Raw genomic sequence first — 12394 nt, forward strand, 5'->3', positions numbered from 1 at the left:
TCCCCTCAGCCGATCACGAAGTTGAACGAGCCGGTCACGACGGCCGCGGCGAGCGCCGCCACGCCGATGACGACCCCGAGGGCGATGAGCAGCCACTCCTTCGCCCCGAACGGCGAGGGACGGGCCCAGGTGCGCACGGTGTCGCCGCCGAAACCGCGCGCCTCCATGGCCGTGGCGAGCTTGCTGCCGCGGCGGATCGACAGCACGAGCAGCGCGAAGGCCTGGTTCGCGAATCGGCGCAGTCGTCCGGTGTCGCCGAGGCCGCGCGCCCGGCGAGCGAGTTCGAGCTGCCTCCAGTCGTCGAAGAAGAGCCCGAGCAGGCGCATTCCCGCAAGCGCCCCGAGCACGAACCGGCTCGGCAGGCGCCACACCTGCGCGAGCCCGTCGGCGAGGTCGGTGGGGTCGATCGTCGCGAAGAGCACCACCGCGGGCAGGCCGATGGCGAGGATGCGCAGAACGGTGGCGAGCGCGAGCGCGATCGACCCGTCGCTCACGTGCAGCAGACCGAACTGCAGGTAGCTCTGGCCCGCGGACACGCCGTAGAGCAGGGTCGTGACGCCGGCGAGCGGTGCGGCGACCCAGATCGCCGCCGTGCGGCGGAAGAAGGCGCGAAGGCCGAGGCCCGCCCAGAAGAAGAGGACGCTCTCCAGCACGAGAGCCACGGCCGCCGAGACGGCGTCGATCGTCACGAGCAGCAGCAGGCTGAGCGCCAGGGCGGCGGCGAGCTTGGCGACCGGGTTCACGCGGTAGATGGCCTGCGCCCCGCGCGGAGGCGTCAGCGCGTCAGTGGCGGCCGTCGCGCTCATGCGAGAGCCCCCTTCGCCGGCGCGAGGGTGCCCGCACCCTCCGTCACCACGATCTCCTGATCGGCGAGGGCGTCGATGAAGGCCCGGTCGTGGGTCACCGCCACGATTGCGGTGCCGCGGTCGAGCTGCTCGGCGAGCAGTCGCACGAGTTCGGCCCAGGTGCGCGAATCCTGCCCGAAGGTGGGCTCGTCGAGCAGCAGGATGCGCGGGCGCGTCACGAGCGCCGAGGCCACCGAGAGCCGCCGCTTCTCACCCCCGGAGAGCGTGTAGGGGTTCGCGCGCAGCAGGGCGTCGAGCCTCAACCGGCCGGCGACCTCGTCGACGCGCGCCGAGATCTCCTCGGCGGGCAGCTTCAGCGCCAGCAGCGACACCTCGAGCTCACCGCGCACCGTGCCCGTGACGAACTGGTGCTCCGGATCTTGGAAGACGGTGCCGACACGGGTGAGCAGCTCGCGCGAACGCCACACGATCGGGTCGGCGAGCAGCTCGGAAGACGAGCGGATGCGCGGGGCGGGTGCCGGCCCATCCGTCGCGCTCATCGTCGGCCGGGGTCGCGCATCCCGCCGCCGGGCCGCGCGACGAGCGCGCGGGCTGCCGCTCACGCCTCGGACGAGCACCGGCGCGGCGATGACGTCACCGCCGGACGCCGGGAGCAGCCCGGCGAGGGTGAGCGCGAGCGTGGTCTTGCCGGCTCCGTTCGGCCCGGTGATGGCCGTGGCCTCGCCGGCCCGCAGCTCGAGCCCGATGCCGTCGGCCACGACCCGGCCGGGCACGCGGGCAACCGCCAGTCCGCGTCCGGAGAGCAGGAGCTCCCCTCGGCGCGCGGGCACGGCGGTCGCGCTGCTCCCCGGCTCGGTGCTCGGAGTCGCCGCGTCCGAGCGCACGGGACGACCGCCGAGAGGGTCGATCCCGGGCACCCACACGCCGTCGCGCGCGAGTTCCGCGCCGCGCTCACGCAGCACGGTGGCGGGGTCGCCGTCGGCGAGCACTCCCCCGCCGGGGGCGAGCACCACCACACGGTCCACGACGTCGAGCCAGATGTCGACCCGGTGCTCGATCACCACGAAGGTCGCGTCGGAGTCGCGCACGACTGCGGCCACGGCATCCCGCACCTCCGTCACACCCGCCGGGTCGAGGTTGGCGGTCGGCTCGTCGAGGAGGATGACGCCCGGCCGCATCGCGAGCACGCCGGCGAGTGCCACGCGCTGCTTCTGCCCGCCCGAGAGCGCCGAGGTGGGGTGCTCCAGCGGCAGGTCGAGGCCGACGGCCGCGAGGCCCAGGCCGACCCGGCGCCAGATCTCGTCGCGCGGAACGCCGAGGTTCTCGCATCCGAACGCCACGTCGTCGCCCACCCGGGCGAGCACCACCTGCGAATCGAAGTCCTGCATCAGCAGCCCCACGCGCCCGCGCACGGCCTCGGGCGGCTGGCCGTCGACGAGCAACGAGCCTTCCTCGTCGCCCTCGTCGACGCCCCCGAGCACACCGGCGAAGGCCTGCATGAGCGTGGACTTGCCCGCACCGGATGCGCCGAGCAGCAGCACGCGCTCGCCCGGCTCGATCACGAGGTCGAGCCCGCGCACCGCCCAGGCCTCGCGCCCGGCGTGGCGCCAGCCCCAGCCCTCGGCGCGGAGGCCGGCGCCGGCCCGGGGTCGAGGTCCCCCGGCCGATGCCATGCCTTCTCCGGGCTCGCCGGGCACTCGGGTCACGCTCAGGCCTTCGCCGTGGCCTCGCGACCCGCGGCGAATCGGCTCAACGCTCCCGTTCGCGCGAGCGCCCTCACGAGCAACCACGACAGCACGCCGGCGACCACCGCGCCTCCCACGATCGCCGACACGAAGTAGACCGCTTTGAAGCCGAAGTCCATCGCCGGGTACCAGGTGATCAGGTCGTTGACCGCCATGCCGATGCCCGCGCCGGCGCCGGCCAGAACGGCCACGTAGACCCGGTAGTTGCCGTAGAGGAAGAGAGCGAACACGATCTCGGCGCCGAGGCCCTGTGCGAGGCCGGAGAGGATGGTGAGCGCACCACCCCACTGCGTGCCGACAAGGGCGGAGACGATCGCCGCCACCAGCTCGGTGTAGAGCGCGGCGCCCGGCTTTCTGATGATGAGCCCGCCGAGCACACCGGCGAACAACCACACCCCGTAGAGGAGCGCCTGGGCGCCGGGCGCGACGACCGCCAGCGGATCGGTTATGGGGGCGTAGACGAGGTTCCAGGCCCAGAAGACGAGCCCGGCGGCGACGCCGACGACGCTGGCCACGACGATGTCGACGACCCTCCAGCGGAGACTGCGGCGGCGGACGGCGGCGGATGCCGCGAATTTTGCGGTGGTGGAATGCACTGGTCGTGCCCTTTCATTCGGTGGAAGGGGCACGGGTTTGCCGCGTCCGGCGGCGGCGCGGCTCGCGAAGGCGACCCGGACGATACCGGACACGGCGAAGAGATGCCTCCCTGCGCTGGCATGATCCAGATCAGGTTCGACGGTCGAAGGTTGAGAACCTTCCTCTCAGCCCGGCTCACCGGACTCCCGTGTTGCGATCAGTATAGGCCGGGGCCGGGCGGGATGCTCGCTACCGCGGGTGCTTCACGAACGCGGCCACCGCATCCGCCGCCGTGGCGAGGTGTTCGGCGTGCGTGTGCCCGCTGATCTTAACGCGGGGTTTGAGCTCGTGCTCGCCGTCGTCGAGCCACAGGATGCGGACGGCCGGCGACAGGGCGTAGCCCGGCACCTCCTCGCGCGTGCCGAAGGGGTCGCGGGAGCCCTGGCAGATGAGCGTCGGCGTCTCGAGGTGCTCGAGGTGCGCGGTGCGGAGCTTCTCGGGGGAGCCGGGGGGATGGAAGGGGTAGCCGAGCACCGCCAGCCCGCTGACGGCTCCCTCGGCGTGCAGCTCGTCGGCCACGAGGCTCGCGACCCGGCCGCCCATCGACTTGCCGCCGATGACGACCGGCGCGCCCGCGGCATCCGTCGCGGCGGCGACCGCCTCGCGGTACTCCCCCCTGAGCGTCTCGGCGCGCGGCGGCGGCTTGCGTGTGCCGCTGCGGCGCGCGGCCATGTAGGCGAACTCGAAGCGGGCGACACGGATGCCGCGGGCCGGCTCCGCGAGGAGCGCGGCGAAGCGGTCGAGCCACGGCGAGTCCATGGCCGCACCGGCGCCGTGCGCCAGAACCAGCACGGGCCCGTCGGCGGGGCCGCTCCAGAGCAGCTCGGGGGCCAGGGGGCTACTTCTTGAGCGCGCGGATGACGCGGGCGAAGGCCCATCCGGCCGTGACCACGACCGGGACGGACACGGCCAGCAGCGCGATGATGTTGGGCTGGAAGCTCGCCACCCCGTCGGTCGTGACGTAGGCGCCCACCGGGATGCTCACCCCGCCCCCGCCGAAGCCCTCGCCGCCGGCGTCTCCACCGAAGAGCGGCTTCGCCGCGTCGGTGGGCGAGGAGGCGTTGCCGTTGCCCGTGGCGTTGCCGCCGCCGAAGCCTGCCCAGACGAGCGCGACGGGAACGATGGTCACTCCGTCGATCTCGACGGGCGCGCCATAGGCGGCACCCACTCCGATGGTCTTGGTCGCGTCGGTCAGGGTGTCCACGAGGTTCGCCATGGGCCAACGCTACCGCGATCGCCACCGGCGGGGTAGGGGCGTCTTGTTCTCCACAGGGGGCTCTGAGCGGGAGTTGTCAACCACCTCGGGCCGACCCGTGGTGCGCGAGCCCGAACCGGGTAGCGTGGGCGGAGACCCGACAGGAGATCAGATGCAATCGTGGCCCGGATCGGCCTACCCGCTCGGAGCGACTTACGACGGGAGCGGCACCAATTTCGCCCTCTTCAGCGAGTCCGCCGAGAAAGTCGAACTCTGCCTCTTCGGAGACAAGGGCGCAGAGACCCGTATCGAGCTGACGGAGGTCGACGCCTACGTCTGGCACGCCTACCTGCCGCAGGTGCAGCCGGGCCAGCGCTACGGCTACCGCGTGCACGGCGCCTACGACCCCGAGAACGGCCAGCGCGCGAACCCGAACAAGCTGCTGCTCGACCCCTACGCGAAGGCGACGAGCGGCGAGCTCGACTGGGATCAGTCGCTCTTCGCCTACAACTTCGGCGACCCCGACTCCCGGAACGACGAAGACTCCGCGAAGCACATGACCTACGGCGTCGTGATCAACCCCTTCTTCGACTGGTCCGGCGACCGCAAGCTCCGCGTGCCCTACAGCGAGAGCGTCATCTACGAGGCCCACGTGAAAGGGCTCACCGAGCTGCACCCGGCCATTCCGAAGGAGCAGCGCGGAACCTATGCCGGCGTCGCGCATCCGGCCGTCGTCGACCACCTGCTGAAGCTCGGCATCACGGCCATCGAGCTCATGCCGGTGCACCAGTTCGTGAAAGACAGCGTGCTGCTCGACAAGGGGCTCACCAACTACTGGGGCTACAACACCATCGGCTTCTTCGCGCCGCACAACTCCTACTCCTCCACGGGTGACCGCGGCCAGCAGGTGCAGGAGTTCAAGGGCATGGTGAAGTCACTCCACGCGGCCGGCATCGAGGTCATCCTCGACGTGGTGTACAACCACACCGCGGAGGGCAACCACCTCGGCCCCACCCTGTCGTTCCGCGGCATCGACAACGCCGCCTACTACCGCTTGATGGATGACGACAAGCGCTACTACATGGACTACACCGGAACCGGCAACTCGCTCAACGTGCGCCACCCCCACTCGCTGCAGCTCATCATGGACTCGCTGCGCTACTGGGTCACCGAGATGCACGTCGACGGCTTCCGCTTCGACCTGGCCTCCACGCTCGCGCGCGAGTTCTACGACGTCGACCGCCTGTCCAGCTTCTTCGAGCTCGTGCAGCAAGACCCGGTGGTGTCGCAGGTGAAGCTCATCGCCGAGCCGTGGGACGTGGGGCCCGGCGGCTACCAGGTGGGCAACTTCCCTCCGCAGTGGACGGAGTGGAACGGAAAGTACCGCGACACCGTGCGCGACTTCTGGCGCGGTGAGCCGTCGACGCTCGGCGAGTTCGCGAGCCGCTTCACGGGTTCGGCCGATCTCTACGAGCACTCGGGCCGCCGCCCGGTGGCCTCGATCAACTTCGTCACGGCGCACGACGGCTTCACCCTGCGCGATCTCGTCTCCTACAACGAGAAGCACAACGACGCCAACGGCGAAGACAACAACGACGGCGAATCGCACAACCGCTCCTGGAACTGCGGGGTGGAAGGCCCGACCGACGACCCGAAGGTGCTCACGCTGAGGGCACGCCAGCAGCGCAACTTCATCGCCACCCTGCTGCTGTCACAGGGCGTGCCGATGCTCCTGCACGGCGACGAGCTCGGCCGAACGCAGGAGGGCAACAACAACACCTACGCGCAGGATTCGCCGCTCACCTGGGTGCACTGGGACGAGGAGGACCACCCGCTGGTCGAGTTCACCGCGGCCGTCACCCGGCTGCGCAAGGAGCATCCCACCTTCCGCCGCAGCCGCTTCTTCGACGGCCGGCCCGTGAAGCGCGGCAAGGGCGAGCCTCTCCCCGACATCGTGTGGCTCGACTCGGACGCGAGCGAGATGCAGCCGGAAGACTGGGACTCGAGCCTCTCGCGCTCGGTGGGCGTCTTCCTGAACGGGCAGGGCATCCGGGCCCGCGACACCCGCGGTAATCCGCTGAACGACGTGCACTTCCTGCTCTACTTCAACGCGCACGACGAGAAGCAGGCGTTCACCCTCCCCTCGGCCGAGTACTCCGAGTCGTGGGACGTGGTGATCGACACCGCCGGCGAGGCAGCCGACTCGCAGGTGTTCTCGGCCTCGCAGTCGATGACCGTCGAGGCGCGTTCGCTCGTGGTGCTGCGCGTGCACCGTGCCGAAGAGGTGGAGCCCGATCACTCGGTGGCTGCCTCCCTCACCGCGCAGGCCGACAGCGCGGGCCAGTCGGCTCCCGCCACCCCCTCGGTGGGCTGAGGAGGGGTTCCGGATGCGCACGCCTCGGTCGACCTACCGCTTCCAGCTCACCGCCGACTTCACACTTCACGACGCCGCGCGCCTGGTTCCCTACCTGGCACGGTTGGGGGTGGACTGGGTCTACCTCTCCCCCATCCTCCAGGCCGAGGCGGGCTCGCAGCACGGCTACGACGTGACCGACCACTCGCGCATCGACGAATCGCGCGGTGGCGCCGAGGGCCTGCGGGTGCTCGCCGAGGCGGCACATGAGGCCGGCATGGGCGTGCTCGTCGACATCGTGCCGAACCACGTGGGGGTGGCCACCCCGGCCGACAGCGCGTGGTGGTGGAACCTGCTCCAGCTCGGCCAGGAATCGCGCTACGCCGAGGCCTTCGACGTCGACTGGGAGGCCGGCGGCGGGCGCATCCGCATCCCCGTGCTCGGTGACGACTCGCTCGAGGCGCTCACCATCGAGGGCAGCGGGGCGGATGCGGTGCTCGCCTACTACGACCACCGCTACCCCATCGCGCCGGGCACCGCCGACGACGGAGCCGACGCCGTCACGGTGCACTCCCGCCAGCACTACGAACTCATGAACTGGCGCCGCGAGAGCAGCGAGCTCAACTACCGGCGGTTCTTCGCCGTCTCCACGCTCGCGGCGATCCGGGTGGAGGAGCCCTGGGTGTTCGACGAGTCGCACGCGGAGATCGGTCGGTGGTTCCGCGAGGGGCTCGTCGACGGACTGCGGGTCGACCACCCCGACGGGCTCGCCGACCCGGGCGGCTACCTCGAGCGGCTGGCCGAGCTCACAGGTGGCGCCTACGTGCTGGTGGAGAAGATCCTCGAGGGCGACGAGCCGCTCGAGCCCTCGTGGAAGACCGCGGGCACCACGGGGTACGACGCGCTCGCCCTGATCGACCGGGTCTTCATCGACCCCACCGGCGAAGCGGCCCTCACGCGCCTGGACCGCTGGCTCCGCGGCGAACCCCTCGGGCACGAGGGCGCCGCCTCGGCAGCAGCAGAGGTCGAGCGGGAGGCCCAGGTGGAGGCGGCCCTCGCGGCCACCGACTACCACGAGCTCGTACGGAGCACGAAACGCGGGGTGGCCGACGGCATCCTGCAGGCCGAGGTGCGCCGGCTCGCCCGCGACATCGAACGCGACGGGGGGCTCGCCACGCCCACCGAACCGGCCGCGGTGACGGATGCCCTGGCCGAGATGCTCACCGCCTTCCCGGTCTACCGCTCCTACCTCCCCGACGGCCGCGAGCACCTCGAGGCAGCGCTCGCGCTCGCCCAGGAGCGGCGTCCGGAGTTGAGCGATGTGCTCGCAGAGACCGCGGTGATGCTCGGCCGCACGGGCTCGGCCGCGAGCACCCGCTTCCAGCAGACCTCGGGAATGGTGATGGCGAAGGGTGTCGAGGACTCGGCGTTCTACCGCTTCACACGCCTCACGAGCCTCACCGAGGTGGGCGCGCTGCCGGAGCAGTTCAGTGTGACTGCGGAGGAGTTCCACGCCGCCCAGCGGCGCCGCCTCGCGTCCACACCCGACGCCATGACCACGCTCTCCACGCACGACACGAAGCGCTCCGAAGACACCCGCGCGCGCATCTCGGCCCTCAGCGAGGTGGCGGACGGCTGGGCCGGAACCCTCACGAAGCTCCGCGGGCTCCTGCCGCTGCACGACGGGCCCTTCGAGAACCTGCTGTGGCAGGCCCTGCTCGGCGCGTGGCCACTCTCGAGAGAGCGGGCGCAGGCCTATGCGCTCAAGGCCGCGCGCGAGGCCGGGGTCTCCACGAACTGGCTCGAGCCCGACGCCCCCTTCGAGGAGCGGCTCGCCCACGTGGTCGACACCGTGTTCGTCGATCCGATCGCCCGGGGCCTGCTCGAGAACCAGCTCGCCGCCCTCGACGGTGCCGGCGCGAGCAACGCCCTCGGCGCCAAGCTCGTGCAGCTCACGACGGTGGGCGCCCCGGACGTCTATCAGGGAAGCGAGCTGTGGGACCGCTCGCTCGTCGACCCCGACAACCGCCGCCCGGTCGACTACGACGAGCGCTCCGCTCTGCTCGATCGGCAAGACGCCGGAGAGCCGGTCTCGCTCGACGAGTCCGGTGCGGCGAAACTCCTCGTGGTGTCGACCGCCCTGCGACTGCGGCGCGACCGTCCTGAGCTCTTCACGGGGTACCGCGGGCTCTCCGCCCGCGGAACAGCCGCCGGTCACGTCCTGGCGTTCGACCGCGGCGGTGCTGTCACCGTGGTCACCCGCCTCCCTGTCACACTCGCGCGCGGCGGCGGCTGGGCGGGAACCGTGCTCGAGCTGCCCGATGCCCCGCACGGGTACGTCGACACGTTCACCGGGCAGGTCTTCCGCGCCGGAGAGCGGCCGGTCGCCGAACTGCTCTCGGTGTTCCCCGTGGCCCTGCTGCAACGCATCGAAGGAGAATGATGGCCGAGAACGACTTCGCGGTCTGGGCGCCGCGAGCGAACCGGGTCGAACTCGTGCTGGGCGACGTCACACATCCGATGTCCGCCGGCGACGACGGCTGGTGGACGGCGGAGGTTCCGTGGTCCGCCGGGCTCGACTACGGCTACCTCGTCGACGGCGAAGGCCCCCACCCCGACCCGCGCTCGCGGCGGCAGCCCGCGGGCGTGCACGGGCTCTCGCGCACCGACGACCCGGCCGGGCAGGTGTGGCACGACGACGGCTGGGCCGGCCTGCCGATCGACCGCGCCGAGATCTACGAGCTGCACCTCGGCACCTTCACCCCCGAGGGCACGCTCGATGCCGCGGCCGCTCGGCTCGGCCACCTGCGCTCGATCGGCGTCACCCACGTCGAGCTGCTCCCCGTGAACGGGTTCAACGGCACCCACAACTGGGGCTACGACGGGGTGGCCTGGTTCACGGTGCACGAGGGCTACGGCGGGCCCGAGGCCTATCGGCGCTTCGTCGACGCCTGCCACGCGGCGGGACTCGCCGTCATCCAAGACGTGGTCTACAACCATCTCGGCCCGAGCGGCAACTACCTGCCCGTCTTCGGGCCCTATCTCGACGACGCCTCGAGCAACACCTGGGGAACCTCGGTGAACCTCGATCACGAGGGCTCCCCCGAGGTGCGGCGCTTCATCATCGACAACGCGCTGATGTGGCTCGAGACCTACCATGTCGACGGTCTGCGCCTCGATGCGGTGCACGCGCTCGTGGACTCGAGCCCGGTGCACCTGCTGGCCGAGCTGGCCGCCGCCGTCGATCTGCTCTCGGAGCGCAGTGGCGTGAAGAGGCTGCTGATCGCCGAATCCGACCTCAATGATCCGGTGATGTTCACCGAGCGCGACCAGGGCTACGGTCTCGACGGGCAGTGGAGCGACGACTTCCACCACGCCATGCACGTCAACCTCACCGGTGAGACCTCCGGCTACTACGCCGACTTCGACTCGATCGGCGCACTCGCCAAGGTTCTCGAGCGAGGCTTCTTCCACGACGGAACCTACTCGAGCTTCCGGGGACGGATGCACGGGGTCGAGCTCGACCGCGCGGCCACCGCCCCCTGGCGGCTCGTGGTGGCCTCGCAGAACCACGACCAGATCGGCAACCGTGCGATCGGCGACCGCCTCACGGCCACACTCGACAGCGATTCGCTCGCCATCGCGGCGGCGCTCACCCTGCTCGGGCCGTTCACGCCGATGCTCTTCATGGGCGAGGAGTGGGCGGCGTCGACCCCCTGGCAGTTCTTCACCTCGCATCCCGAGCCCGAGCTCGGCGAAGCCACGGCGAAAGGGCGCATCGGCGAGTTCGCGCGCATGGGCTGGGACGAGTCGGTGGTGCCCGACCCCCAAGATCCCGAGACCTTCGAGCGCTCCAAGCTCGACTGGGGCGAGATCGACGACCCGGCGCATCCGGAGCACCGGTCGATGCTCGAGTTCTACCGGCGGCTGGCCGCGATCCGTGCAGAGCTACCGCCCGGCGATGCGGTGCGGCTCGAGGACATCACCGTGGGGTTCAGCGAGGAGCGGCGCTGGCTCACCCTCGAGCGGCCGGGACTGGTGCTCGCGCTGAACCTCGGGGATTCGCCCCTCGAGCTCGGCTCGCTGCCGGTGCGGTTCGGCGAGTCGCTCGTCGACTCCCACGCCGCCCTGCGCGGCCGGCCCACGCCCGCGGTTCCCGTCGAGCTGGCATCGAAGTCCGTGCTGGTCACCCGACCGGCCTGACCCGCCCCGCGCCGCCGCGCCGCGCAACGACGGAGCCTGCCGCTCACGAGCACAGAGGTTCCGTCGTTCCCGGTTTCCGTGCCGGAACTCCGTCGTCTCGGAGCGCGTAGCTGCCTACCGGCGGGTGCCGTTCTGCTCGGCGGTCTCGCCCGACTTGGGCGCGCGCACGAGCGAAGCGGGCCGCACGCTGTCGATGCCGAAGCGGGCCGTGACACGGTCGATGGTGCGCTCCGCGTCGCGCCAGCCCTCCGACGGCGCCTCCTCGTCGGCCCAGAGCGTGGGCTGGTGCAGAGTGGCCCCGGCCTCGCTCAGCTGTTCGACGCGCACACCGATGAGCCGGATGGCCTCGCCCCGCACGCCGACGGCGTCGTAGACGGCCGACACCTCGTCGAAGATGCGTTTGCCGAGATCGGTGGGCTCCGAGAGCGTGCGTGAGCGCGAGATCGTGGTGAAGTCGGAGAAACGCAGCTTCAGTGCAACGGTGCGCCCCACCAGGCCGGCCGCGCGCAGCCGCACCGCCACCCGGTTCGACTGGTGCAGGAGCTCGCGCCGCAGCACCTCCGGCGAGCGCTCGTCGACGTCGAAGGTGCGCTCGTGGCCCACGCTCTTCTCCTGGCTGACCGTCACCACCGGGCGCGGGTCGATGCCGTTCGCGAGCTCGTGCAGCTTCGAGCCGCTCGCCTCGCCGACCGCACGCACGAGGGCGTCGAGCGGGGTTCCGGCGATGTCGCCCACGGTGCGCAGCCCCAGTCGCTCGAGTTGTTCCGCTGTGCGGCCGCCCACGCCCCAGAGCGCGCGCACGGGCAGCGGATGCAGGTAGCCGAGAACCTCGGAGGGCCGCACCACGAGCATCCCGTCGGGCTTGGCCCGGCCCGAGGCCAGCTTCGCCATGAACTTCGTCGGCGCCACCCCGACCGAGCACGGCAGACCGGTCTCGGCGAACACGCGCTCACGCAGGCGCTGGGCGATCACGTCGGACTCCCCGAGCAGCCGGCGCGCACCCGAGACGTCGAGGAAGGCCTCGTCGATGCTGAGCGGTTCGACCTGTGGCGTGACCTCGCGGAACAGGGCCATGACCTGACGCGAGAATTCGCGGTAGCGCTCCATGTGCGGCTCGAGCACGACCGCCTTCGGGCACAGGCGCAGCGCCGCGCCCACCGGCATCGCCGAGTGCACCCCGAAGGCTCGCGCCTCGTAGGTGGCGCTCGTCACCACAGCCCGCGCCGAGCGGCCTCCCACGATCACCGGCTTGCCGCGCAGCTCCGGATGCGAGAGCAGCTCGACCGAGGCGAAGAACGCATCCATGTCGACGTGCAGAATCGGAGGGCTTGCCTCGACGAGCTGCTGGTCGGCATCCATACCTCGAGCCTAAGCGGCGCCACCGACACGCGCGCAGCCCATCCATCGGGTTCTCCCAGGATTCGCTCAGACTGAGGGAAAATACTGTTCGACGCCC

General features: G+C 71.1%; 9 protein-coding genes and 1 riboswitch. Of the genes, 3 read left to right on the top strand and 6 right to left on the bottom strand.

Annotation, left to right across the window (positions count from 1 at the left end; translation table 11 throughout):
• Positions 1 to 5: 5 nt before the first annotated feature.
• The 5 genes from VD659_RS15910 to VD659_RS15930 all read right to left on the bottom strand — a co-directional run bounded on the left by VD659_RS15910 (position 6) and on the right by VD659_RS15930 (position 4403).
• The gene (locus VD659_RS15910) at positions 6 to 806 is read right to left on the bottom strand and encodes an energy-coupling factor transporter transmembrane component T family protein (RefSeq protein ID WP_423262027.1); all 801 of its coding nucleotides are present in this window, start codon (positions 804 to 806) and stop codon (positions 6 to 8) included.
• Positions 803 to 2479: an ABC transporter ATP-binding protein gene (locus tag VD659_RS15915; RefSeq protein WP_423262134.1), complete on the bottom strand. Its 1677-nt coding sequence runs from the start codon at positions 2477 to 2479 to the stop codon at positions 803 to 805. The genes VD659_RS15910 and VD659_RS15915 overlap by 4 nt, the downstream gene beginning before the upstream one ends.
• A 35-nt stretch (positions 2480 to 2514) precedes the next feature.
• On the bottom strand, positions 2515 to 3147 hold the full coding sequence (locus VD659_RS15920) for an ECF transporter S component (RefSeq protein WP_423262028.1): 633 nt from the start codon (positions 3145 to 3147) through the stop codon (positions 2515 to 2517).
• A gap of 92 nt (positions 3148 to 3239) precedes the next feature.
• Positions 3240 to 3347, bottom strand: a riboswitch (TPP riboswitch).
• 29 nt (positions 3348 to 3376) lie between these two features.
• Positions 3377 to 3979 (bottom strand): alpha/beta family hydrolase, encoded by a 603-nt coding sequence (locus VD659_RS15925; RefSeq protein ID WP_423262029.1) that lies wholly within the window; start codon positions 3977 to 3979, stop codon positions 3377 to 3379.
• A 46-nt stretch (positions 3980 to 4025) separates the two neighbouring features.
• Positions 4026 to 4403, bottom strand: coding sequence for a hypothetical protein (locus VD659_RS15930; protein WP_423262030.1), 378 nt, complete (start codon positions 4401 to 4403; stop codon positions 4026 to 4028).
• A gap of 151 nt (positions 4404 to 4554) precedes the next feature.
• Between VD659_RS15930 and glgX the strand changes: the two genes are divergently transcribed.
• Genes glgX through treZ form a run of 3 tightly spaced genes read left to right on the top strand, consistent with a single transcriptional unit; the run spans position 4555 to position 10938 of the window.
• A complete protein-coding gene (gene glgX, locus VD659_RS15935; RefSeq protein WP_423262031.1) occupies positions 4555 to 6756 on the top strand; it encodes a glycogen debranching protein GlgX in 2202 nt (733 codons plus the stop codon).
• A 13-nt stretch (positions 6757 to 6769) separates the two neighbouring features.
• Complete coding sequence (treY, locus tag VD659_RS15940) at positions 6770 to 9178, top strand: malto-oligosyltrehalose synthase (RefSeq protein WP_423262032.1); 2409 nt, start codon at positions 6770 to 6772, stop codon at positions 9176 to 9178.
• Positions 9178 to 10938: a malto-oligosyltrehalose trehalohydrolase gene (treZ, locus tag VD659_RS15945; RefSeq protein WP_423262033.1), complete on the top strand. Its 1761-nt coding sequence runs from the start codon at positions 9178 to 9180 to the stop codon at positions 10936 to 10938. The genes treY and treZ overlap by 1 nt, the downstream gene beginning before the upstream one ends.
• Positions 10939 to 11052: 114 nt before the next feature.
• Here the strand turns inward: treZ and VD659_RS15950 are convergent, their stop codons facing one another.
• Positions 11053 to 12297, bottom strand: coding sequence for a DNA polymerase IV (locus VD659_RS15950; protein WP_423262034.1), 1245 nt, complete (start codon positions 12295 to 12297; stop codon positions 11053 to 11055).
• Positions 12298 to 12394 lie beyond the last annotated feature (97 nt).

This window comes from Herbiconiux sp. 11R-BC (genome assembly GCF_049472555.1).
In the GTDB taxonomy this organism is placed as follows: domain Bacteria; phylum Actinomycetota; class Actinomycetes; order Actinomycetales; family Microbacteriaceae; genus Herbiconiux.

Excerpts from the sequence above, each read along its gene's own strand:
- VD659_RS15910 (WP_423262027.1), bottom strand. The coding sequence starts at position 806 with ATGAGCGCGACGGCCGCCACTGACGCGCTGACGCCTCCGCGCGGGGCG.
- VD659_RS15915 (WP_423262134.1), bottom strand. The coding sequence starts at position 2,479 with ATGGCATCGGCCGGGGGACCTCGACCCCGGGCCGGCGCCGGCCTCCGC.
- VD659_RS15930 (WP_423262030.1), bottom strand. The coding sequence starts at position 4,403 with ATGGCGAACCTCGTGGACACCCTGACCGACGCGACCAAGACCATCGGA.
- glgX (WP_423262031.1), top strand. The coding sequence starts at position 4,555 with ATGCAATCGTGGCCCGGATCGGCCTACCCGCTCGGAGCGACTTACGAC.
- treY (WP_423262032.1), top strand. The coding sequence starts at position 6,770 with ATGCGCACGCCTCGGTCGACCTACCGCTTCCAGCTCACCGCCGACTTC.
- treZ (WP_423262033.1), top strand. The coding sequence starts at position 9,178 with ATGGCCGAGAACGACTTCGCGGTCTGGGCGCCGCGAGCGAACCGGGTC.
- VD659_RS15950 (WP_423262034.1), bottom strand. The coding sequence starts at position 12,297 with ATGGATGCCGACCAGCAGCTCGTCGAGGCAAGCCCTCCGATTCTGCAC.